Annotated in this window: 22 protein-coding genes and 1 tRNA gene; 15 read left to right on the top strand and 8 right to left on the bottom strand. The window is 61.5% G+C overall.

Translation table 11 applies throughout. The features are described 5' to 3' along the window. Positions 1–129: 129 nt before the first annotated feature. From gap to P8A24_RS00270, 4 genes are all read left to right on the top strand, one after another. Positions 130–1,140: a type I glyceraldehyde-3-phosphate dehydrogenase gene (gap, locus tag P8A24_RS00285; RefSeq protein ID WP_278058551.1), complete on the top strand. Its 1,011-nt coding sequence runs from the start codon at positions 130–132 to the stop codon at positions 1,138–1,140. A gap of 174 nt (positions 1,141–1,314) precedes the next feature. After that, a complete protein-coding gene (locus tag P8A24_RS00280) occupies positions 1,315–1,674 on the top strand; it encodes a type II toxin-antitoxin system RelE/ParE family toxin (RefSeq protein ID WP_278058550.1) in 360 nt (119 codons plus the stop codon). Positions 1,675–1,687: 13 nt separating this feature from the next. Beyond that, complete coding sequence (locus tag P8A24_RS00275) at positions 1,688–1,996, top strand: helix-turn-helix domain-containing protein (protein WP_278058549.1); 309 nt, start codon at positions 1,688–1,690, stop codon at positions 1,994–1,996. A gap of 103 nt (positions 1,997–2,099) precedes the next feature. Further along, positions 2,100–2,723, top strand: coding sequence for an MBL fold metallo-hydrolase (locus tag P8A24_RS00270; RefSeq protein WP_278058547.1), 624 nt, complete (start codon positions 2,100–2,102; stop codon positions 2,721–2,723). 127 nt (positions 2,724–2,850) lie between these two features. On the opposite strand, the gene P8A24_RS00265 is transcribed toward P8A24_RS00270, so the two are convergent. The 6 genes from P8A24_RS00265 to P8A24_RS00240 all read right to left on the bottom strand — a co-directional run bounded on the left by P8A24_RS00265 (position 2,851) and on the right by P8A24_RS00240 (position 9,228). Then, on the bottom strand, positions 2,851–3,183 hold the full coding sequence (locus P8A24_RS00265) for a TM2 domain-containing protein (RefSeq protein ID WP_278058545.1): 333 nt from the start codon (positions 3,181–3,183) through the stop codon (positions 2,851–2,853). A 159-nt stretch (positions 3,184–3,342) separates the two neighbouring features. Further along, entirely contained in the window at positions 3,343–4,026 is a 684-nt protein-coding gene (locus P8A24_RS00260; protein WP_278058543.1) for a hydrolase, read from the bottom strand. A 150-nt stretch (positions 4,027–4,176) separates the two neighbouring features. Then, positions 4,177–5,469: a hypothetical protein gene (locus tag P8A24_RS00255; protein WP_278058541.1), complete on the bottom strand. Its 1,293-nt coding sequence runs from the start codon at positions 5,467–5,469 to the stop codon at positions 4,177–4,179. Between the two features lie 294 nt (positions 5,470–5,763). Next, positions 5,764–7,881: a S9 family peptidase gene (locus P8A24_RS00250; protein ID WP_278058539.1), complete on the bottom strand. Its 2,118-nt coding sequence runs from the start codon at positions 7,879–7,881 to the stop codon at positions 5,764–5,766. 46 nt (positions 7,882–7,927) lie between these two features. Beyond that, a complete protein-coding gene (locus tag P8A24_RS00245) occupies positions 7,928–8,395 on the bottom strand; it encodes a hypothetical protein (RefSeq protein ID WP_278058537.1) in 468 nt (155 codons plus the stop codon). A gap of 80 nt (positions 8,396–8,475) precedes the next feature. Further along, positions 8,476–9,228 (bottom strand): ribonuclease H family protein, encoded by a 753-nt coding sequence (locus P8A24_RS00240; protein WP_278058534.1) that lies wholly within the window; start codon positions 9,226–9,228, stop codon positions 8,476–8,478. 58 nt (positions 9,229–9,286) lie between these two features. Between P8A24_RS00240 and P8A24_RS00235 the strand changes: the two genes are divergently transcribed. From P8A24_RS00235 to P8A24_RS00210, 6 genes are all read left to right on the top strand, one after another. Further along, a complete protein-coding gene (locus P8A24_RS00235) occupies positions 9,287–10,189 on the top strand; it encodes a macro domain-containing protein (RefSeq protein ID WP_278058532.1) in 903 nt (300 codons plus the stop codon). Positions 10,190–10,361: 172 nt separating this feature from the next. Then, positions 10,362–11,114, top strand: a complete 753-nt coding sequence (locus tag P8A24_RS00230) for a trimeric intracellular cation channel family protein (protein ID WP_278058530.1) — start codon at positions 10,362–10,364, stop codon at positions 11,112–11,114. 307 nt (positions 11,115–11,421) lie between these two features. Continuing rightward, positions 11,422–11,790: a GntR family transcriptional regulator gene (locus tag P8A24_RS00225; RefSeq protein ID WP_278058528.1), complete on the top strand. Its 369-nt coding sequence runs from the start codon at positions 11,422–11,424 to the stop codon at positions 11,788–11,790. After that, on the top strand, positions 11,787–12,701 hold the full coding sequence (locus P8A24_RS00220; RefSeq protein WP_278058527.1) for an ATP-binding cassette domain-containing protein: 915 nt from the start codon (positions 11,787–11,789) through the stop codon (positions 12,699–12,701). Before P8A24_RS00225 ends, P8A24_RS00220 begins: the two co-directional genes overlap by 4 nt. A gap of 1 nt (position 12,702) precedes the next feature. Beyond that, positions 12,703–13,530 (top strand): hypothetical protein, encoded by an 828-nt coding sequence (locus P8A24_RS00215; RefSeq protein ID WP_278058525.1) that lies wholly within the window; start codon positions 12,703–12,705, stop codon positions 13,528–13,530. A 4-nt stretch (positions 13,531–13,534) separates the two neighbouring features. Continuing rightward, complete coding sequence (locus P8A24_RS00210; protein WP_278058524.1) at positions 13,535–14,251, top strand: hypothetical protein; 717 nt, start codon at positions 13,535–13,537, stop codon at positions 14,249–14,251. Between the two features lie 94 nt (positions 14,252–14,345). Here P8A24_RS00210 and P8A24_RS00205 read toward each other — a convergent pair whose 3' ends face one another. Then, positions 14,346–15,017, bottom strand: coding sequence for a hypothetical protein (locus tag P8A24_RS00205; RefSeq protein ID WP_278058523.1), 672 nt, complete (start codon positions 15,015–15,017; stop codon positions 14,346–14,348). Positions 15,018–15,377: 360 nt separating this feature from the next. Next, positions 15,378–15,464: transfer RNA gene (locus P8A24_RS00200), tRNA-Leu, on the bottom strand. A 240-nt stretch (positions 15,465–15,704) separates the two neighbouring features. Between P8A24_RS00200 and P8A24_RS00195 the strand changes: the two genes are divergently transcribed. From P8A24_RS00195 to P8A24_RS00175, 5 genes are read left to right on the top strand one after another with little or no spacing between them, the layout of a single operon-like run. Next, a complete protein-coding gene (locus P8A24_RS00195; protein WP_278058522.1) occupies positions 15,705–16,403 on the top strand; it encodes an FhaA domain-containing protein in 699 nt (232 codons plus the stop codon). After that, on the top strand, positions 16,400–16,906 hold the full coding sequence (locus P8A24_RS00190; protein ID WP_278058520.1) for an FHA domain-containing protein FhaB/FipA: 507 nt from the start codon (positions 16,400–16,402) through the stop codon (positions 16,904–16,906). The genes P8A24_RS00195 and P8A24_RS00190 overlap by 4 nt, the downstream gene beginning before the upstream one ends. Then, a complete protein-coding gene (locus tag P8A24_RS00185) occupies positions 16,903–18,198 on the top strand; it encodes a PP2C family protein-serine/threonine phosphatase (RefSeq protein ID WP_278058518.1) in 1,296 nt (431 codons plus the stop codon). Before P8A24_RS00190 ends, P8A24_RS00185 begins: the two co-directional genes overlap by 4 nt. Further along, on the top strand, positions 18,195–19,700 hold the full coding sequence (locus tag P8A24_RS00180) for an FtsW/RodA/SpoVE family cell cycle protein (protein ID WP_278058516.1): 1,506 nt from the start codon (positions 18,195–18,197) through the stop codon (positions 19,698–19,700). The genes P8A24_RS00185 and P8A24_RS00180 overlap by 4 nt, the downstream gene beginning before the upstream one ends. Continuing rightward, complete coding sequence (locus P8A24_RS00175) at positions 19,697–21,133, top strand: peptidoglycan D,D-transpeptidase FtsI family protein (RefSeq protein WP_278058513.1); 1,437 nt, start codon at positions 19,697–19,699, stop codon at positions 21,131–21,133. The genes P8A24_RS00180 and P8A24_RS00175 overlap by 4 nt, the downstream gene beginning before the upstream one ends. Positions 21,134–21,168: the final 35 nt, after the last annotated feature.

Raw genomic sequence — 21,168 nt, 5'->3', positions numbered from 1 at the left:
GTGTTTCACCCTGAGCATATCTAGTACCGCCCGTTCGGAATAAACTCGCCGGCCGGCCGTTAACACCTTCAGATGGAGCGGTACGGCGCAGGGAAAAGCCCCGCGAGCCGCCCACAGAAAGAAGGGCATATGACCACAAAGATTGGTATCAACGGATTCGGTCGAATTGGTCGTACGTTTGTGCGCGCCGCTCTGAAGACGGGCGCGGATGTCGATATCGTGGCGGTCAACGATCTCACCTCGCCGGAAATGCTCGCTGACCTGCTCGAGTGGGATACGCTCGACGGCCACCTCGAAGGCGTCTCGGTTGACGGCGACGTGATCTCCGTGGGCAACGATTCGTTCAAGGTTCTTTCCGAGCCAGATCCGGCAAAGATCCCGTGGGGCGAGCTCGGCGTAGATGTGGTGATTGAATCGACCGGCCGCTTCGTGGACGCCGAGAAGGCAAAGGCCCACCTTGCTGGTGGCGCGAAGAAGGTCATCATTTCCGCTCCGGCAAAGGGTTCCGATTCGGACGTTCAGACGATTGTTCTGGGCGTCAACGACGATACGCTCGACCCGGAAAAGTTCGACGTTTTCTCCAACGGCTCCTGCACCACGAACTCGCTGGCCCCGCTGGCGAAGGTCCTCAACGATAACTTCGGTATCGTCAACGGCCTGATGACAACGGTTCACGCCTACACCTCCGATCAGCGTCTTCACGACGCCCCGCACAAGGACGCTCGCCGCGCCCGCGCTGCGGCCATGTCGATCATCCCGACGTCGTCGGGGGCCGCGAAGGCAATCGGCAAGGTGATCCCGGAGCTCGACGGCAAGCTGACCGGCGCAGCGCTTCGCGTGCCGGTTCCGGTTGGGTCGATCACGGATCTGACGGTTGTCCTCGATAAGGACGTCACCGTGAACGAAGTGAACGCCGCGTTCAAGAAGGCCTCCGAGCAGGAGAACTTCAAGGGCATCCTCCAGTACTCCGAGGCACCGATCGTTTCGTCGGACATCGTGCGTAACGATCATTCCTCGATCTACGACGCCCCGCTCACCGAGGTGATCGGCGGCCGCACGGTGAAGGTTCACGGCTGGTACGACAACGAGTGGGCGTTCTCGCTCCGCCTCGTCGATTTCGCCCAGCGTCTGGGCTACTGATTCGCCGATTTTTGGCGACGAACAATTAAATGACGGATTTTTATTTTCCGTCCTCATGCCGACGCCGGTACTCCAGTTGGGGTGCCGGCGTCGGCTGACACCCGAGTGCGCTGCACTCAAACTCCTCGGAGGAGCCATATTGATAATATAGATTTGAATCTATATTCTAATTTTATGTGGGAGATTATCCTGATGAAACAAGTTGAGGACTGGCTCCTCAACCTCACCGACGACGATTATGATCTCGTTGCCGCCGCGATCACGCGCCTCGAAACCGCCGGGCCAGCGCTTGGTCGTCCCACTGCAGACCACATCAAAGCATCACGTCATCACAACATGAAAGAGCTAAGGCCGGGTTCTCGTGGACGAAGCAAGATCCGCATCCTCTTCGCCTTCGACCCTCACCGCCAAGCAGTCCTCCTCATTGCGGGAGATAAAGCCGACAAATGGAGCGAGTGGTACAAAACCAACATTCCTCGAGCTGACGCACTGTTCGACGAATGGCTCCTCCAACTCAAAACCTACGAAGAATAGAGGGGAACGCACCATGGAAACGACATCCTGGAAGGACATGAAGGCCCAGCGTCAGCCACGCCCAGAACGAGTCGCTGAACTCGTACAGCAGATGGAGGCGGAAGAGCGCGCATATTCGCTTCGCCAAATCCGCGAATCACTTGGTGTGACACAATCCGAAGTTGCGCAGCGTATGAACCTTACCCAGCCCACGATCTCCGCGCTTGAAAAAGGTGAACTCGGGCGCTCAGGGCTCGATACCCTGCGCGCTTACGTCACCGCTCTCGGTGGAGCTGTCGAAGTCGTCGCGACGTTTGGTAACCAGAAGCTCATCCTCGGCTGATGCGCCCCCGACGCCGGTGCTCCAGTTGGGGTGCCGGCGTCGGCTACCTCCTGGCATAAATCCGCGGCTCGCGGCGTTTCATTCACAGAATCAAGGAGCAGAAATGAAGATTACACGTTTTACTCATGCGGCGGTTTTGGTGGAGACGAAGAACGTGCGCCTGGCGATTGATCCGGGCGAGTTCGGCACGATTCCGGATCTGACCAGCGTTGATGCTGTGCTAATCACGCACGATCACTTCGACCATATTTCCCACGAGGCCGTGGCGAAGGCAGTTGCGGCGAAGCCGGAGTTGCCGGTTTACGGGCCGGCGTCGCTTGCGGAAACGGCCGAGTTTGCGGTTCGGAGCGTCGACGACGGCGACTCGTTCGACGTCGGTGGCGTGCGCATCGACGTAGTTGGGCACTTGCAGGATACGACGTCGCTCGACGATCCGGAGATTTTGAATGTTGGCTTCCTGATCGATGGTCGCCTGCTCCACCCGGGCGATGCGTTGCAGCCTGTTGCGGCGGAAATCCTGTTGTTGCCAATGGAGACCCCGTGGGCGAAGAACGTCGATCGCGAGCGCGCCCTCGAAGCCAACCCGCCGAAGTACGTGATTCCGATTCACGATGCTCCGCTGGGCGATCTGGGCGTGGAGTTCGAGATGCACACAGCCGAAAAGCTCGCCACACGCGTGGGCGCAACAGCGATCCCCCTCCACGACGGCGAATCCGTGGAGCTGTAAGCGATCGAAGGCGAGCCCAGCGAGAGGCACACGATCATCGTGGCCAACAGAAGAAAATGGCGGTTTTTCACGAAAGTTTTTCGTGAAAAACCGCCATTTTCGGTGATTAGACCGCTTGATGAATGACTCAGCGGATGTAGTGGCCGGAAGCGTCGAAGACGATTTCCTCGCCGGCCGAGTATGCCGAACCGTAGGCCTTCACCACTGCAATAATCCAATCGACCAGAGGCCAAATACCGAGGGTTGCCCACCAGCCAATCAGGAGCTTGAAAATGCCGAGGCCAACCTGGCCTCGCATGAAGCGGTCCACGCCCAGGCCGCCAAAGAAGAACGCGCCCAGCCATACAAACAGGTGCTTGTTAATCACCTTGTAACGTGGATCGTACTGCTGACCGTACATGGGCTGCCCGTAAGCGGGCTGCTGGGTTGGGTTTTGCTGAGGGATGTTCTGCTCAGTCATTGTTGCATTCTCCTGAATTTGCGTGTCGCGTGGTTCAAAAGCGCACTACTTACGTTTGCGTACAAATCACACAAGAAGGAGGGGAGACGAACCGACATTGTTGGTTCGTCTCCCCTCTTGAACGATTCACCACGGCCGGGCATGTGCCCGGTAACGAATTCAGTCCTTGAACAGGATGTTTGCGAATTCGCCGGCGGTTTCTTCGCGGTTCCAGTCGCGCTGGAGTTCGCATGCGAGCTGGACCCACGTGACCAGCTTCACGCCGGCCTGCTCAAGGCGGCGCAGAGCGGTTTCGTGGGCTTCCTTCGATGTACCGCCGACGGCGTCGACGACGGCGTACACGTCGTAGCCTTCCTTGGCGGCGTCGAGGGCTGGGAAGCTCAGGCAGGCTTCGGTCCACAGAGCGGTCATGACGAGCTTCTTGCGGCCGGTTGCTTCAACGGCTGCACGGAAGTCCTTGTCTTCCCACGAGTTGATCGTGGTTCGGTCGATCTCTTCGACGTCGGGGAACAGGTCGCGCAGCGCCGGGATCGTCGGGTCCTGGCCCTGTGCCACGCGGACGGTGGTCAGCACGGTCGGCAGGTTGAAGAGCTTGGCCACGCGGCCAGTCTTGACGATGTTGCGCTCAATGGTGGCCGGCTCGGTCGACTTAATGGTCGAAACCTGCAGCGGCTGGTAGTCGATTGCGATGAACGCCGCGTTTTCGGGCGTGAGCAGGTGGTCTGCCTTCTGGTCGCGAATCTCGAGGGAATCCATAATCATTGCCCTTTCGTTGGTGCCGGGGTGCGGAGCCTCTCCGTTGAGAGCCGCACGACGACGGTATGTCGTTGAAACTTCAAGCACAGGCGTTCTATTCCCACTTTTCACTCGAATATTCGAGCTGGATCTTCCAGGGAAATTTGATCGCGCAATGGCGGAGGTGGTGGAGGTTTCCCAAGGAAACCTCCACCACCTCCGGAGTTATGTAAGCGTCACTGCGAGCAGCGGCCGAATCTACTCAATTCCACCTTCGGCAACTTCGCCGGTGATCTCCACGCGCTTCGAGCCTTCGCCGTCGGCTTCAACTGCACCGACCTTGAGCGTACCCACCTTCGCGCCCTCGAGGATCTCGAAGGAGTTGAGGTTTGCGCCCTTGGTACGCACGGTTCCAGCGATGTCGATACCAGCGACGTCGGCGCCCGGCTTGATCGAGACGCCGATCGCCTTCAGTGTCATCTGAACGCCCTTGACCAGCGAGGTACCCTCGCCGCCCGTCGTGGCGACATCACCCTTTACAGTGATTGTTCCCATCGGCTTGGAGACCTGGATGCCGATCGCGCCGTCGCCGGTGGTGGTGATCGAATCGAACACTGCCGATTCCATCGTGCCGTCGTAGACGTTGAAGCCGCGAGCGCCGCCGCCGTTCGTCACGATCGGGGCGTTCACTTCGAGGTGACCCATGTTTCCGAAGTTCACGAAGCCAATGCCCGAAGCGCCGTACGAAGTGATGGGTGCGTTAGCGATCCACTCGGGGGTGTCGCCCCACAGATCGAGCACCATGTCGTTCTGACCGTAGGTGGTGACGGCACCGTTGTTTTCCACGCGGTCAACGATCGCGCCGGAAACCACGAACACGCCGCCCGTGATCTTGTCCGGAGTACCAGGTGCGATACCGCCGTCGGAGTACACATCGCCGGTCTCGAGGAGATCGGCGCGGAAGGCGCCACCGGTCAGCTTGCCCTCACGGTCTGCGTAGCCAGCGACGAAGACACCGGAGCCGCGCACCGGAGCGTCCTTTGTGCCAGCAGAAATACCCTTCAGGGTTGCGGTGAACTCGGAGTCGGAATCCGCCTGCCGGTTCCACGCGGTAAACGCGCCCTGGAGTACGTCCACACCGTAGCCGTGCGGCTGATCGATACGGCTGCGAACGTCCGCGGTGCGCACGAACACGCCGTCGGTTTCGAGGCGGATCTTCTTGGTGGCACCTTCGGCAGCGATGTATACCTGGCCGTCGGTGGTGACGTTTTCGAGGCGGAGGGTGCCGGCGTCGGCAACTTCGCTCGAGTTGTACACGGCCACCTCGTAATCGACGGTGGAGATCGTGATGTCGCGCAGCGTGTTGTCCTTCGTCAGGCGCACGCCCTTGCCGGTAAACTTCAGCTCACCACCGCTGAGGGTGGCGCCTTCCGGCAGCGTGATCGACGGCGAGCCGGCGATCGTTCCTTCAATAACAATATTCTGGGCGCCTGCCGCGATAGCGTCGGCAAGCTGGGCCGCATCGGCCACGGTGAAAGTTTCGTTCTTCATGTTTTAGATAGTAAAACTTTCAACAAAACGTGTCAATGGTTTTTGTCAAACCGTTATTTTTGCCCAGATACCCAGCTCGCTGAGGGATTATTCAGTCAAAAAACCGCAGAGATGGCCTGTCACAACTCTTCTATCTCATCAATTCATCGATAGAGCACGATAGAATGCGGATTTTTATCGATAGAACCGTCTATCTCTGTCTATAAACGGTTCTATCGATATCTATGAAACTTCTATCGAGAGAAAAAGACGGGGAGCAGCCCAACTGCTCCCCGGCCTCACGCTCTCCAGCGCCTACTCGGTAATCCCGAGCTGGTCGAAGATGAACGCCAGTTCGCGGGCGCGATCCTCCCACTTCTTGTAGCGCCCCGAGCCGCCGCCATGCCCGGCAACCGTCTCGGTGAGCTGCACGATTGGCCGCTCAACCTCGTCGTTAACCACGTTGTCGCGAAGCACCTGTACCCACTTGGTGGGCTCGAGGTACGAAACGCGCACGTCGTTGAGCGACGTCGTTGCGAGGATCGCCGGGTAGAGCGCGCCCTCACGGACGTTCTCGTACGGCGAGTATTCCTTCATGTAGCGGTAGATGTGCTCGGATTCGATCGGGTTACCCCACTCTTCCCACTCGCCAACGGTGAGCGGAAGCTCGGGCTTGAGGATCGTGTTGAGGGCGTCCACGAATGGCACACCGGCATGAACCACGCGGAACGTTTCAGGTGCGAGATTCGTGATTGCACCCATGAGCAAGCCGCCGGCGCTGCGGCCCTCGGCCGCGAGCCGCGCGGGATCGACGAGGCCGGTATCAAACAGGTGGTGTGCGGCCGCAACAAAATCGCTGAACGTGTACTTCTTCTTGTCGAACTTGCCATCCTCGTACCATTCGCGGCCCATTTCGCCGCCGCCGCGGATGTGCGCGATGGCGTAGACGATGCCGCGGTCGAAGATCGGCAGGCGGTTCGCCGCGAAGAACGGATCGATCGAAATCTCGTACGAGCCGTAGCCGTAGAGGAAGCCCGGGTTGGAGCCGTCGCGCTCAAGATCGGCGCGGTAGACCACCGTCATCGGGATTTGGGTGCCATCCTCGGCGGTGGCCCACTCGCGAACCTGCACGTACTTGGAGCGATCGTAGCCGGGCACGTCGAGCACCTTGAGCGCGCGCACCTCGCCGGTGGCTGCGGTCCACTCGTTCGTGGTGACCGGATCGAGCAGCGACTCGGTGACGAACAGTACCGACTCCGCGTCCCACTGCGGGTTTTCCCCCAGCTCGATCGAGGAAAGCTCGGGAGCGTCGATCGCTTCCGGAGCGCTCCAGCCCGACGCCGGTGCGCCGTTTTCGCCCGCACCCGCGGCTTCCTCACGGCGCAGAACGCGCAGGGTGGTGGAGCCTTCCGCGCGCAGGAGAACCACAGCAAAATCGGCGAATGCGGCCACTTCCATAATGCGCTCGCCTGTGGCGGCCGGCATCACGGAGGTCCAGCTTTCGGGGGCGGATGCGCCGATCGGCGCGCTGGCCACCTCGAAACCAACATTCGTGAGGTTGTGCCACAGCAGGAGCTGATCGCCGGCAACCTCAACCGTGTAATCGAGCCCAGCGCGACGCTCGCAGACCACGAAAGGTTCCGCTCCGGCGTCGGCGAGGTTGAGCAGGCGCACCTCGGAGGTCATCGTGGAAGCGGAGTGGATGATGAGCCACTGGCCGTCGCGCGATCCCCACATCCAGGCGGAGAACTTTTCGTCGTCTTCCTGGTAGAGGAGGCGGTCGGTGGCCGGATCGGAGCCGATCACATGCTCCCAGATCTGGTAGGAGCGCCACGCGGCGTCCGCGCGCGTGTAGTAGATGCGCTGCGAATCAGGCGAAAACACGAGGCCGTACACGATCTTCGAAAGCGCGGAATCCACCACTTCGCCCGTGTCGATGCGGGTGATCGTGAGGTCGAATTCCTCGTTGCCGGCGTTGTCCACCGCGAGCGCAATCAGTTCGCCGTTCGGGGAAACAGCCTGGCCGCCGATAGAGAAGAATTCCTTTCCCTCGGCGAGCTCGTTCGCGTCGTAAATCACCTGCTCGGCGTCGCCAATGGTTTCCGGATCCGGGCGCACGCCCGTATCGCGCGTGCGGGAGAACGCCGGGTACGACTTCCCCTCGAAGGTGCGGGTCCAGTACCAGTAACCGCCCTTGCGCACGGGAACAGTGACGTCGGCTTCCTTCGTGCGAGCCGCGATCTCGCCCACGATTTTCTTCTCAAGATCGCCCAGGTGCGAGGTGCGCTGCGCAAACCACGCATTCTCGGCGTCGACCAGCTCGCGCGCTGCGGTTTCGTCGCCGCGGAGCCACTCGTAGTTGTCCACAACCGTATCGCCGTGGAAGGTCCGTTCAATCGGGCGCTTTTCGGCCCGTGGTGCTGAATTAGTCATTCCCCCAGTGTAAACGACGTGAGAACCAGGCTCATCTATATCCGGCTCAGTTCCCTTGGCTCGGGCTGGCTTCCGGCGTGGCCGGCGCCGACGGCGTGGCCAGCGTCTTTGCCACCTGCTCCACGCACGGTTTGCCGTAGGCCTGGAATTTCTTGTTGAAATCAGCGGTAAGCGCGGCCTTGGCATCCTTCTTCGCGATCACGTTCGCCAAAGCGCCGTCCTGCTTATCGGCCATCGCCTTGTACGTGCAGGCGGCGAGTTTGTCGAACGCATCGCGCTCTTGCGCGGTCAGATCCGCGATCTTCTTCTTCGACTGCGCCTCCACAAGCGCCGTCAGCCCCTCCACGTACGCCTTTTCGTCCGGCATCTTTTCGGGCTTCACGCTCGGCGCCGACGCCGGAGTGGAAGTCGCGCTCACACTTGGGCTTGCGCTCGACGCCGGATTCGACGAACCGCAGGCCGCGAGCGACCCGGCAACCATCAGCGCGGCGATCGCCGCAGAGATCTTCTTCATTCGCATTCCTCTCAATACGTTTTTCGCTTCCCTAAGCGTATTGCACTGCGTACGGAAGAACTATCCTCCTTGGGGGTGTCCTAGCGCGAATGCGCCTCGGTTTGCGCAACCGCAAGCGAATCGACGAGCTCGTTACCGGCGTCGCCGGCGTGCCCGCGCACCCACTCCACCTCGGTTTTTCCGGTGCGCGCCTCGTAGAGTTCGAGGGCGCGTTCGATAAGTTCGCGGTTAGCTACGGGCTTTCCGTCGGCTTTCTTCCAGCCTTTTTTGCGCCAGCCTTTCGCCCATTTGGTGACCGAGTTGATCACGTACTGCGAGTCGATACGCAACAGCAGACTCGACTCCGGCCCAGCGAACTCGAGCGCGGCGACGAGCGCCGTCAGCTCCATCACGTTGTTCGTGGTTTTGCGGGAGCCGCCGCTCGCCCACTGCCCAGTTTTCTGCTCGGCGAACGCCCAGCCGCCCGGCCCAGGATTCCCCGAGCAGGAACCGTCCGTGGCGATCACCAGGTCAAACCCGGGCTTCGGCTTGCCCACCGGCGCGCCCGCGCGCCCAGTTTCCGCGGGGACCACCGTTCCCGACGCCGGTGCGCCAGCCGCGCCCGAACCACCAGCTTTCTCATCCTCGCCGACGTCGAACGGCCGGTCCAGACGCGACGTGACCGGAACGTCGAGCCGCGCTGCGCTTGCGGGCGGCGCGCCGGCGTCGTCGGAAACTGCTGAACCGGCGTCGTCGGAAACTGCTGAAGAGGGGACGTTAGTCGGAACTTCGGTGCCGTTCTTTGCGGAAGGCGTGCCGAAGAGAAACTCATCAATGTCAAAACCAGGTGCCATGGCTTTAGACTACGGCACCAGTTGGGTAATCTAGGTGTAGCTCTGTGAAAGGGAAAGAATGCTGAAACTGAACGATTACCGCGAAGCGATCAAGCTCGATACGCCGGTACCTGCGGCCGAAAACGACGACCGCGCCACCCACGATCTTCTCCTCACGGCCCTCGCCGGCCTGAAGGACAAGAAGCACACCGGCGGAATGTCGGCGAACCTCTCCACCGATGCGGGCCTTGATCTGTGGCTCAAGACGGAACTGGCGGAGCGCCCGGCAGGCGATCTCGACCCGATCACCTCCCGCGCAATCGACACGCTCCTGTGGCGCCGCATGGGCCGCCATGGCCGCATCGAGGTCAACAGCCTGCGCCGCGTGATCGATCTCGATCCGGGATCCGATTACACGCACGCCGGCTCCGTGGTGCTCTACCGCGGCGATTCCGAGCAGCTCGTGGTGGACGCCATGGTGACTTCCGCGATGCCGGATCTGTCCGGTTGCCCGATGCCCTTCGATCACTGCATCGATTCCGAGATCCACACCCAGGGTGGTCCGTGGATCAAGTCGGATCTGAAGAAAATCAAGGAAATTGAAGGCATCGAGGAGCTTCCGCTCGGCGAGGCCGTGATCACGCGTGGCTACCGTCTCCCGGCGAAGTACGTGATCCACGCCGTGTCGCCCAAGGCTTCCGGCGGCAACCACGAGGATCGCCTCAAGGAGCTTTACGATACGTACATTGCGTGCCTGAACCTCGCAGCCCAGGTTGCCGACGTGAAGTCGGTCGCGTTCCCTGCGATCGGCACTGGCATCGGCGGCTTCTCGCTCGAGGAGTCGGCTCAGATCGCGCTCAAGGCTGTTGACGACTGGTTCGACGAGCACAACGGCAAGGTCGAGCTCGTGGCCCTGATCGTCCGCGGCGATCACGATTCGGAGGCCTACCAGTACGCCCTGGATCGCTGGGTTGAGGACTGATCCTTAAGCATTCAGCTTTTCGAAAGTGGCCGGCTCGTTGCCGGCCATTTTCTTTATCTACTAGGCTGTACTCCGGCGCCGACGTCGGGGCTCCTGGCCACGCAACTCAGCCCGGTTTGTGCGCGAGCCGGGCACACCGGCGTCGGGAAAGAACTATCCGAAGGAGGCGAGCGTGGATCCGGAGACCCTGTTCAGGATCGTGGATGTGGCGGGTGTGATCGCAAACGGCTTGATCGGCGCGACCCTCGCGCGCTCGCTCGCATTCGACATGTTTGGCTTCCTCGCGCTGGGGATCGTCACCGCGCTCGGCGGCGGAATGACCCGCGACGCACTGCTCGGCATCGGTTTCCCGGTGGCGCTCACGGACCCGTGGTACCTGTGGGGCGCGATCGGCGCGGCCGTGTTCGCGTATCTCGTGCCGCTCGATGGGCGCTGGGCGCGCCGGCTGCTCGCGATGGCCGACGTCGGGGCGCTGGGCTGCTGGTCTGCTACCGGTGCCGCGAAGGGCATGATGGCGGGGCTGAACCCGGTGCCGTCGATCTTCCTGGGCACGATCACGGCCGTGATGGGCGGAATCTACCGCGACGTGATGATTGGCCGACGGCCCGCTGTTTTCGGTTCTAACCCGCTTTATGCCACGTTTTCTGTGATCGCGGCGGGGCTGATGGTGGTGTTCCAGAGCCACGGAATGTACGAGCTGGGCATGGGCCTCGCGATCGCCATTTGCGTTGTATTTGGGTTGCTCGCGCGGCGCTTCCATTGGATGCTACCGATTAAGGCGATGGACCTCAGTGCTCGATTGCGCTCAGAGAAGCTCAAAGCTTTGCGCGTGAAGTCGATGGAGCGGGCGCGCCGGATCAGGCGGCACCGTGGCACCGCGGCAAATCCGGATGCGGACCGCATCCTGCGCGACAAAGACTCGTAAGACGTGCGCTTCCGGGGGTGCCACTTCTGAGCTCCTGGGAGGGCCACTCCACGCCTTTCGGCGCGGAGCCTCCCCCTTTACGCTCTGAAGCGGCACCCCCTCCAGCCCATCAGCTCCGGCCGCAACCCGCCCACCCAGTGCACAAAACATGTGCACAACTCTGTCAATCGGGCCAGGCATGGTAATTATTTCCATGCCTGGCCCGATTGACAGAGTTGTGCACACGCCACAACCAGTGCACTTGACGGCTCGGCACGTTTGTGGGTTAATTAGTTATGTAACTAACCCATAAGGGAAGGAGGTGCGCATGCTGACCTTCGATTCGTCGTCGCCGATCTACGTGCAGATCGCAGACGACATCCGCCGCCGCATCGTTTCCGGTGAGCTCAAACCCGGCGATCAGCTCATGTCCACCACCCAATACGCCACCACGTACCGGATCAACCCGGCAACCGCGAACAAGGCATTCGCGGCCCTCACTGCCGAGGGCCTGGTGTACAAGCAGCGCGGGATCGGCATGTTTGTGACCGACGAAGCACCCACCATCTTGCGAGCGGCCGGCCGCGAAACCTACCGGGCCGAGCTCCTCGCACCGGCTGTCCGCGCCGGCCTCGCCTACGGCTTCACGCCAAAAGAAATCGTCACCCTCACCCAGAAAATCCTGGAGGAACAATGAACAGCAACTTTGACGGGCTCACCCCCAACTCCGGCAACGATTCCGCACTTTCCAGCCCGACGACGTCGGCGCCGGCCCCGAGCGCGAACCGATCGGCTGGCGTCGCACTCAGGGACGTCCACGTGCGCTACGGGAGGTTCGAGGCAATCCGCGGTATCAGCGCAAACCTGCGCCCGGGCGTGATCACGGGCCTGCTCGGCCGCAACGGCTCGGGTAAGTCAACGCTGGCGCGCGCAATCGCCGCGCAGCATCCGTTCACGGGCGAGATCACGCTCGGCGCTGAGCAGATCTGGGAGAACCCGCAAGTCATGCCGCAGGTCGCGCTGGTTTCGGACGCTACTCCGCTCTTCTCGAGCGCGAAAGTCTCCACCTCCCTGGATCTGTGGGAGGATGTGCGCCCTACGTTTAACCGCCAGCTCGCCGACGGCCTGCTCGAGGCGTGGGAAATCCCCACAGACAAGCGGCCGAATCAGCTTTCGCGCGGCCAGCAGTCGGCGGTATCGGCAGCTCTCGGCATCGCCTCGCGCGCGCCGCTGACGATCTTCGACGAGGTCCACCTCGGCATGGACGCCGTGCTCCGCCGCGATTTCTACGACGTGCTCCTGCAGGATTTCATCGCTCACCCGCGCGCGATTGTTATTTCCTCGCATAACGTCGAGGAGATTGAGCATCTCATCGAGGACGTGTGGATCATCGAGAACGGCCAGCTTGCGGCCTCCGGCACCGCCGACGACGTTCGCGCGTCTTTCGCTGGCGTTGCGGTGTCTCGCGAAGCCGGGGTTCCTGATCTCACCTCGATCCTTGCCCACATCACCCAGCGAATCTCGGGAACGAATGTACTCAAGCGTATCGACGCAAACGGCGCCACCGGCGTCGATGGAACTCCAACTAACACCGGCGAGGAGGCGTGACATGCTCGCCACTCTTGCCAAACGCGACCTGCGCCCGCTGCGCTGGGTCGCGCCCGCAGTGATCGCTCTCTTTGTGCTCGGGCTCGGGCTGTATCGCCTGCTCAACGGGTCGTTCGGGCAGTCCGTGTCCATCGTGGTCGGCTCCGAAACGTTCGGCACCTTGAACGCTTATCCAAATGAAATGCCGGATCCGAGCCTCTTCCCGCCCGGGGCAGACCTCTCCGACCCAACGCTTGCGATCCCCCTGGTCAACATTGGAGGGCCGTGGAACCTCGCCGCGGGGATGGGCTACATCCTCTTCATTGTCTCGCTGGCCTTCGCTGCGATGGTGGCCGACCGCGTCAATCCGCGCCTCGGCGCCGGTGTGCCGCGCCGCGAGATCGCGAAGGCAGCCGCCACCGTCGCCGTCGCGCTTGCCGCGATCAACACGGTGCTCACGTTTGCGTTCCTGCAGGCAGGAAACGCGCTCGATCCTCGCGCCGTCCTCGGTGCTACGCCGTGGATGTACATCTACGTGCCACTCGTGAACTTGGCGTTCTTCGCCGTCACCTTCGCGCTGGGAGTGTTCTACGAACGCTACGGGCTCGGCAAGCTGCTGTGGACTCTCTTCGGCCTATGGTCCGTCTCCGTCGCTAGGTACTCATTCGGATTCAGTGTTGTCGAGTACGAGTGGGGTAGGAAGCTCTTCGACGTCGGCGCGCGGCTGTGGCGCGTAGCCTTCTCCGCCGACCCCGCCATCGCCATGAACCAAACCGCCGCGTTCTGGGTGCTCGTGCCGGCCGCGATCGCCTGGTTCATCATTCGCCGGATGCCCACAGGAAGGAAGTAACGTCATGAAACTCATCCGACTCCACACGAAAAAGTGGCTACTTTGGATCGTTGCCCTCATAGTCGGTTTCGTGCTCGCGGTCCTCCTCATGTGGTCACTCGATGATTACTCGCCGGACTCCATCCCGTGGATCACACAAGAAAGCCCGGCGCCCTCACTGCTCTTTTTCGGATCGACACGCCTGATTATTATCGGCGGATATATGGGGGCGATCTGGGCCGGCCAGTATACGTACATGACCCGCGCGCACTTCGCCGCCGGCGCCACACGTAAGGAGAGCTTCCGTTGCGTGGTCACCATTGCCGCCCTGACGCTTGCTATTGTGACCGCCGCCGTCGGGGCACTGTGGGCCGCAGCAGCGCACTTTGATCATCTGCGGCTTGACGGCGTGAGCCCTTCAACGCTCGCGTTCAACGTCGCCTTGGTCGCGTTCTTGTGGCTGGTTGGTATCACCCTCGGCTACGCGTTCCTGCGCTGGGGGTGGCTGCGGACGACGGCGGGGCTCGTGGTCGCTACGCTCGCAACTACCCTGGCGATCGCCGTCATGATCCTCGTTCGATACCTCGCCACCGGCGAGGCGATGTGGGATATCAGTGCAACCTTCACAGCCGCTGGGCTGACCGGACCAGGTCCGTGGACGCTCGTGCTCCTCGCAGGATCGGCTAGTGCTGTCGCTGCCTCGTGGGCGATTGTCCGGCGCATGCCGGTCCGCTGGCCGTAACCCGGCGTCGGGAAACCGCGCATGCAAAAAGTGCCGGGGTTGCTTCGCCGCAACCCCGGCACTTTTCGCGCTCGCGCGAGCGCTAACGCTGCATTCAGGCGTTCTTCTTCTTGGACGGGACGAAGCCCCACGCAGCAAGGAGAATACCCACGATGATCAGGCCGATGCCCGCGATGTTGGCGATCTTTCCAACGAGACCCCAGCCATAAGCATTGAGTAGCATGCCGCGGATGGTGTTGCCGTTGAGGAAGGTGTCGATGCGCAGCGACTGAAGCTGCGACGCCTTCTGAGCCTCCGGGTACTTCGAGAGCGGATTCATCATCTCAGCCTTGGTCTTGGCGGCGAGAACCTTCTCGTCATCGTTCGGGTTGGCAGCCTTGATCGCAGCCGTGAGCTCTTCCTTTGCCTTGTCGGCAGCCTGGCCGATGGCGGAGTAGTTGGCCTTGTCGCCTTCGAGGCCGGCGCGCTTAGCGGCGCCACGCATGTGAGCGCCAACGAAGTTGTCGGCCCAGACCTTGGCCTGGTCACCGGTCACGAGGGTCTCGCCAGCGTACTGCATCATTGCTTCGCCGTCTTCCTTGGAGATGGCACCCTTCTCAACCTGGGCATTGATCGCCTCAGCCGGCGGGAACATGATGTGCTGGTCCTCGAGCTGCGACTTGATGAACGAGTTGGCGAACATTCCGCCGATGAGTGCGCCGATGCCGACGAGCAGCAGCACGATGCCGACGATCTTCGACAGGGTCTTGTAAACCTGAGTAGCCACGAAACGTAGCCCCTTTCTTGAATGTTTGTGCGGATCCGCGTTGGCGGTTCCGTTGCGCTCCGACGACGCCGGTGCGCGCTTTCACGTAGACGGTACACCGAGCGTCCGGGGGAAGGAAACAGTTGGCGACTAGTTTCGAAGCATGTGTCGTCACAAAAATCGCTTCCAGGACCTTTGGCTAGGACCTGCGTCCTACTACAGGATGACACGCGCCACATTGCACCGTTTTAAATGTACAGCCCCGCGCATATATTCCACGACTTTATACCCATTCACACCACACACCACCCCGATCACGTCACAAGTGTCAGAAAAAATTGGAACAAAAAGATCCCCAGCCAAACGACTGGGGATCTTATCTGGTGCTCGAGGGGGGACTTGAACCCCCACAGTGTTGCCACCACACGGACCTGAACCGTGCGCGTCTACCAATTCCGCCACTCGAGCATGAGCAACAAACACACATATTACCCACGCACCGGCCACCGGCGCAAACCACACACTTCGCCGGTACCGGTGAGCTGTCACACACGAACACGCCTCCGGCGCTGACCTTCTCCCAGCACCCGACCCGCGGCCGAGAGCGAAAAACCGCGCTTTCCGCCCGTGAGGTGAGTGACCCCGGGCCTGGAAACAAGTACTGTTGTAGTGGACAATTTTTGTTTTCAGGACATAGAGGAGCGGTTCATGGGCGCATTTGAAAGGCTCGAGCGCAAAGTTGAAAGCGCTGTCGACAACGTTTTTTCGCGCGCGTTCCACACTGAGCTCAAGCCGGTGGAACTGGTCAGCGGCATTAAGAAGTGCATGGATGATCGCGCCGCCGCAATGAGCCGCGATCGTGTGATCGCCCCGAACGATTTCATCGTGACCCTCTCCTCGGAGGATTCGGAAAAACTCGCGGATTGGGGCGAAGATTCACTGCGAGCCGAGCTCGCGAGCGCCGCCGTCGCCTACGCGCGCGACCAGCGCTACACGTTCCTCGGCCCGGTTCGCGTAAAGTTCGCGTCCTCTGCGGAGTTGGTTAAAGGCAAGATTTCCGTACACGGCTCGTCACGTCGTGGCGCGGCCGCCCCCGCGACGACGACGGACGCCTCCCCTGAAAACCCAGTGATCGACGTCGCCGGCGAGCGTTACGTCCTCACGGGCCAGGTCACGGTACTCGGGCGCGGCTCGAGCGCAGATATCGTCGTGAACGATTCGGGGGTCTCTCGCCGTCACCTCGAGCTCAAAATCACCCCGGGCGGCGTAATCGCCACAGATTTGAACACGACGAACGGCTCGTTCGTCGAAGGCCACCGAATCACGGCCGCAACACTGGTGGACGGCAACACGATCACGATCGGCCGCACGAAAATCATGTTCTGGACCTCCCCGGAGGCCCTATGAGCGCGATCCTGTTTACTGTTTTACGCTTCGGCTTCCTCGCACTGCTGTGGCTGTTCGTTTTGCTCGTGCTACAAACGATCCGAGGCGATGTTTTCGGCACGCGCGTCGCCGATCGCGGCCAGCGCGGCTCGGCCTCCGAGCGGAAGGCGGCGGCGTTGGCGCGGCGCGCACAGCGCCGAGAAACGCCAACGACGCCGGCCGGCCACACCCCCGCGCGGCCACGGCTCGTTGTTGTGGCTGGCCCGCTCACGGGCACCACGCTTCCGCTCGGCACGGCGTCGATCACGGTTGGCCGTTCGCCCGATTCGGCCCTCGTTCTCGACGACGGTTTCGCATCTTCTCGCCACGCCCGCTTCTACAACGAGGGCGGCCAGTGGTGGATTGAGGATCTGAACTCAACGAACGGCACGTGGCTCGGTTCGGAGCGTATCTACGCGCCAGTTCCGTTGCACCCGGGTTCGCGAGTGACGATCGGGAAGACCACGATGGAGCTGGCTCAATGAGCGTTCAGTTCAAATACGTTGCGTTTTCCGACGTCGGGCTGGTTCGTAAATCGAACCAGGACGCCGGTTACGCTTCGACGAACCTTCTGGTGTTGGCCGACGGTATGGGCGGCGCTGCGGGCGGCGATATCGCTTCATCGGTGACGATCGCACACCTGGCTACTATCGACGATACACATCAGGCTGACGATCTCCTCCCGTTACTACGCCGCACCCTTGCGGAGGCCCACGAGGAACTGATCGAGCGGGCGCGGGAAAAGAAAGAACTCGCCGGCCTGGGAACCACCTGCATTGCGGTTCTTCGAACCTCGAATAAGCTCGCGATGGTCCATATCGGCGATTCGCGTGCCTACCTTCTTCGCGACGGCAAACTCACACAAGTCACCCGCGATCACACGCTGGTGCAATACCTGGTCGATCACGGTGAACTCACGCCTGAAGAGGCCGCCCATCACCCCAAACGCAACGTCATCATGCGTAATATTGGCGATTCTCCGGAGCCTCTTGAGCTCGACGAATCGATCCGCGAAGCTGTGGTCGGCGATCGCTGGTTGCTCTGTTCCGATGGCCTGTTCGGCGTCGTCTCCAATGAAACAATCGCTGAAGTGCTCAGTGCCCCAGAAATCGCCGACGCCGGTGCGAAGCTCATCGACCTGGCGCTGGCTGCCGGGGCACCGGATAACGTCACAGTCGTGATCGCGGAGGTGCTGCCGTCGTCGGGGCAGTCCTACGATCGCGGCCCCGTCGTCGTTGGCTCCGCGGCCGCAAAACGCAAGCCGTCGCGGCTCGGGCGTGGCGCCGCTGGCAGAGCCGCAGCACTCACGAAGCGCGAAGAACTCGCCGACGACGTCGAAGAACAAGCTCCCCCGCGCCGGCGGTGGGTGGCTCGCTTGTCCGCGTCTTTGGGAATTATCGCACTCGTCATCACGGGTGCTCTGGCAGGCTACAAATGGACGCAATCGCAGTACTTCGTTGCCGAACACAACGGAAAAGTGGCGATTTACCAGGGAATTCCGCAACATCTGGGACCGATTGATTTTTCCTCACTCAAGATGGACACCGAACTGTCGATGAGCGACCTGTCTGAAGTTGCCCGCCAGCGTCTCCTCGAGAGCCCCATCACTCGCTCTTCTCTCCCAGATGCTCTGCAAGCCGTGAAGGACCTTGAGAAACAAAAAGTCGCCCCTTCCCCGGCACCCAGCTCGACGCCGTCGCCAGCTGGCACACCGGCGTCGCCAAGCTCTTCACCGTCGGCTTCCCTCACACCCACAACGAACGGAGGCGGAGAATGAGCGTCGTCACCGCGAAAACCACCCGCAAAGGCCGCGGAACTGAACTTTTCCTCCTCATCCTCGCGCTGTTCGCAGTGCTGATGGCGTGGGTTCTCGTTCACGTGGGAGTGAACGGCGGAGCAGGAGCCTCCCATATCCTGCCCAACAACTTCGCACTCGTGAGCGGCGCGGCAGCCGTCGTAGTTCTCGTTCTCCATTTCGGGGTACGTTTCCTCGCACCCTGGGCAGATCCGCTGATTCTGCCCATCGCAGTGCTCCTCAACGGACTCGGCCTCGTGATGATCCACCGAATCGATTTCGCGCTCGTTGCCCGCGGAGGGAAAGCCGAGCTCACAGGGCAGATGCTCCTCACTGCCGTCGGCGCCGTACTCATGCTCGCAACACTCGCGCTCCTTCGCGACCATCGCAAACTACGCCGATACACGTATCTTTCCCTGATCGCCGGTATGATTCTCCTGCTGTTGCCGATGGTGCCCGGGATCGGCGTGACCATCAACGGCGCAAATCTCTGGATCCGCGTCGCCGGTTTCTCCTTCCAGCCTGCCGAGCTCGCAAAAATCTTCCTCGCCGTATTCTTCGCCGGCTACCTCGTGGCACAACGCGATAATCTTTCGCTGGCCGGGAAGAAGTTCCTCGGCCTACAGCTCCCCCGCCTTCGCCACATCCTTCCGCTCATGATCGGATGGCTCGCCTGCATGGGATTCCTTGCGATGGAAAAAGACTTCGGCATGGCGCTGTTGTTCTTCGGCCTGTTCGTGGCAATGCTGTACGTGGCCACCGAACGCGTGAGCTGGCTGGCGATCGGCGGTCTGCTCACCGCGGGGGGAATCTGGGTGATTGTGCAGCTCGCCTCGCACGTGCGAGCCCGCTTCAACGTGTGGCTCCACGCAATGGATCCGGCTCTCTACGATGCCCAAGGCGGCTCATTCCAGATCGTTAACGGCTGGTTCGGCATGGCAAGCGGCGGTCTGTTTGGCACTGGCTGGGGGCGCGGCTACCCCACGCTCGTGTACGCCTCGAACTCCGATTTCATTATCTCCTCGTTCGGTGAGGAACTCGGTCTCACGGGTCTGCTCGTGATCTTGTGCCTGTACCTGTTGTTCGTTGCGCGCGCTTTTAATGCGGGCCTCCACCTCAACGACGGTTTCGGCAAGCTCCTGGCCACCGGCCTCGGCTTCGTGATCGCTCTGCAGGTGTTCGTGGTGGTCGGCGGCGTCACCCGCGTGATCCCGCTGACCGGCCTCGCCCTGCCGTTCCTCGCGCTCGGCGGCTCCTCGCTCCTCACAAACTGGATGATCGCCGGCCTCCTGTTGCGCATGTCCGACGCCGCACGCCGGCCGTTCACCCCGTCGTCGACCCCGCTCTCATCGATTTCTACCGGCCAGCTTCCGTCCGAGCTTCGCGAAGACGACACCGCCGATTCCGCGGCCCGCGCAACCGAGCCAGGCACTAGCGACGACGACGATCAAAATACTCAACTCACGGAGGTGGTTCGCCTGTGAACCCGCCGCTTCGCAAACTCACAGCGGTCGTGCTGCTCATGTTCCTGACCCTCATGGCAGCAGCGAGCTACATCCAATTCTTCCGGGCCCCTGAGCTGAATGCCGACTCCCGTAACGTGCGCACGCTCTACCGCGAATACGGCACCGATCGTGGCCCAATCGTCGTGGCCGGAAAGCCCATCGCCGGCTCCGAAAGTGTGGACGATCCGTATAAGTTCCTGCGCACCTACGCCGACGGCCCGCTATACGCGCCAATCACCGGCTATTTCTCGGTAGTGTTCAATGCGATGACCGCCCTCGAACGCCAACAAAACTCGGTACTCGGCGGTTCTGACGATTCACTCCTGTCACAGCGCATTTCGGATCTCATCACCGGCAAGCAACCCTCCGGAGGAGGAGTCGAACTCACAATCAACCCGGCCGCACAGAAGGCGGCCTGGGACACGCTCGGCAACCGCCGCGGCGCCGTCGTCGCGATTGAGCCGGAAACGGGCCGTATCCTCGCACTCGTCTCGCGCCCGAGCTTCGACCCGAACCTCCTCGCATCCCACAAGAAGGCCACTGCGCAGGACGCGTGGAAGGAACTGAACGCAGACGAACGCAAACCGCTCCTCAACCGAGCGATCGGCGGGGATCTCTACGCGCCCGGCTCCAGCTTCAAGATCATCACGGCAGCCGCGATGCTTGAGAACGGCGCGACGCCGGACGGTAAAGTTGCAGCGCCAGATCACTACACGCCGAACGGCACGTCGGTGGCGATCTCGAATCCAGGTGAGGAACGCTGTGGCGACGGCTCCGGGCAAGTTCCGTTGCGTCAAGCGTTCTTGCAGTCGTGTAATACGACGTTTGCCAAGGCCGGCCACGATCTCGGCTACGAAAAAATGAACACGATCGCCGACGCTCTCGGCTTCGGAAAAAGCCTGTCCATACCGTTGCAGGTGCGCCCGAGCCGCTTCCCGCAGCCGCAGGATCTCGCCGCTCTCGCACAGGATTCAATCGGCCAGCGCGATATCCAGGTTTCCCCACTCCAGATGGCGATGGTGGCGGCGGCTGTGGCCAATAAGGGCGTGCTGATGAAGCCGTACCTCGTGGAATCCACGATGACATCCGACCTGGCAACAATCTCGACCACCTCGCCAAGTGAGTATTCGCGGCCGTTCTCCGCGCAAACCGCGAGCGCGCTACGCGAGATGATGATCGACGTCGTCAATAAGGGAACTGGCGGCCGAGCTGCACTGAAATCGGTGCAGGTGGCAGGAAAAACCGGAACCGCCGAAATCAAGGCGGGCGTCGAGCCACACTCGTGGTTCGTTGGGTTTGACGCAACCGATCACCCGAAGGTTGCGGTTGCTGCCTTCGTCGAGAACGGCGGCGACGGCGGATACAATGCCGGCCCGATCGCCGCGGCTGTGATCGGGGCGGTGACGAAATGATTTGTAACCGAACTGCAACGTGCAAAGTTAGGTGC

The sequence above is a fragment of the Arcanobacterium wilhelmae genome (genome assembly GCF_029632765.1).
Taxonomy (GTDB): Bacteria; Actinomycetota; Actinomycetes; order Actinomycetales; family Actinomycetaceae; genus Arcanobacterium; species Arcanobacterium wilhelmae.
The sequence above is the reverse complement of the archived record's forward strand: the minus strand, read 5'-3'. Positions and strand labels throughout refer to the sequence as shown.

Excerpts from the sequence above, each read along its gene's own strand:
- gap (WP_278058551.1), top strand. The coding sequence starts at position 130 with ATGACCACAAAGATTGGTATCAACGGATTCGGTCGAATTGGTCGTACG.
- P8A24_RS00280 (WP_278058550.1), top strand. The coding sequence starts at position 1,315 with ATGTGGGAGATTATCCTGATGAAACAAGTTGAGGACTGGCTCCTCAAC.
- P8A24_RS00275 (WP_278058549.1), top strand. The coding sequence starts at position 1,688 with ATGGAAACGACATCCTGGAAGGACATGAAGGCCCAGCGTCAGCCACGC.
- P8A24_RS00270 (WP_278058547.1), top strand. The coding sequence starts at position 2,100 with ATGAAGATTACACGTTTTACTCATGCGGCGGTTTTGGTGGAGACGAAG.
- P8A24_RS00265 (WP_278058545.1), bottom strand. The coding sequence starts at position 3,183 with ATGACTGAGCAGAACATCCCTCAGCAAAACCCAACCCAGCAGCCCGCT.
- P8A24_RS00255 (WP_278058541.1), bottom strand. The coding sequence starts at position 5,469 with ATGAAGAACGAAACTTTCACCGTGGCCGATGCGGCCCAGCTTGCCGAC.
- P8A24_RS00250 (WP_278058539.1), bottom strand. The coding sequence starts at position 7,881 with ATGACTAATTCAGCACCACGGGCCGAAAAGCGCCCGATTGAACGGACC.
- P8A24_RS00245 (WP_278058537.1), bottom strand. The coding sequence starts at position 8,395 with ATGAAGAAGATCTCTGCGGCGATCGCCGCGCTGATGGTTGCCGGGTCG.
- P8A24_RS00240 (WP_278058534.1), bottom strand. The coding sequence starts at position 9,228 with ATGGCACCTGGTTTTGACATTGATGAGTTTCTCTTCGGCACGCCTTCC.
- P8A24_RS00235 (WP_278058532.1), top strand. The coding sequence starts at position 9,287 with ATGCTGAAACTGAACGATTACCGCGAAGCGATCAAGCTCGATACGCCG.
- P8A24_RS00225 (WP_278058528.1), top strand. The coding sequence starts at position 11,422 with ATGCTGACCTTCGATTCGTCGTCGCCGATCTACGTGCAGATCGCAGAC.
- P8A24_RS00220 (WP_278058527.1), top strand. The coding sequence starts at position 11,787 with ATGAACAGCAACTTTGACGGGCTCACCCCCAACTCCGGCAACGATTCC.
- P8A24_RS00215 (WP_278058525.1), top strand. The coding sequence starts at position 12,703 with ATGCTCGCCACTCTTGCCAAACGCGACCTGCGCCCGCTGCGCTGGGTC.
- P8A24_RS00210 (WP_278058524.1), top strand. The coding sequence starts at position 13,535 with ATGAAACTCATCCGACTCCACACGAAAAAGTGGCTACTTTGGATCGTT.
- P8A24_RS00195 (WP_278058522.1), top strand. The coding sequence starts at position 15,705 with ATGGGCGCATTTGAAAGGCTCGAGCGCAAAGTTGAAAGCGCTGTCGAC.
- P8A24_RS00190 (WP_278058520.1), top strand. The coding sequence starts at position 16,400 with ATGAGCGCGATCCTGTTTACTGTTTTACGCTTCGGCTTCCTCGCACTG.
- P8A24_RS00185 (WP_278058518.1), top strand. The coding sequence starts at position 16,903 with ATGAGCGTTCAGTTCAAATACGTTGCGTTTTCCGACGTCGGGCTGGTT.
- P8A24_RS00180 (WP_278058516.1), top strand. The coding sequence starts at position 18,195 with ATGAGCGTCGTCACCGCGAAAACCACCCGCAAAGGCCGCGGAACTGAA.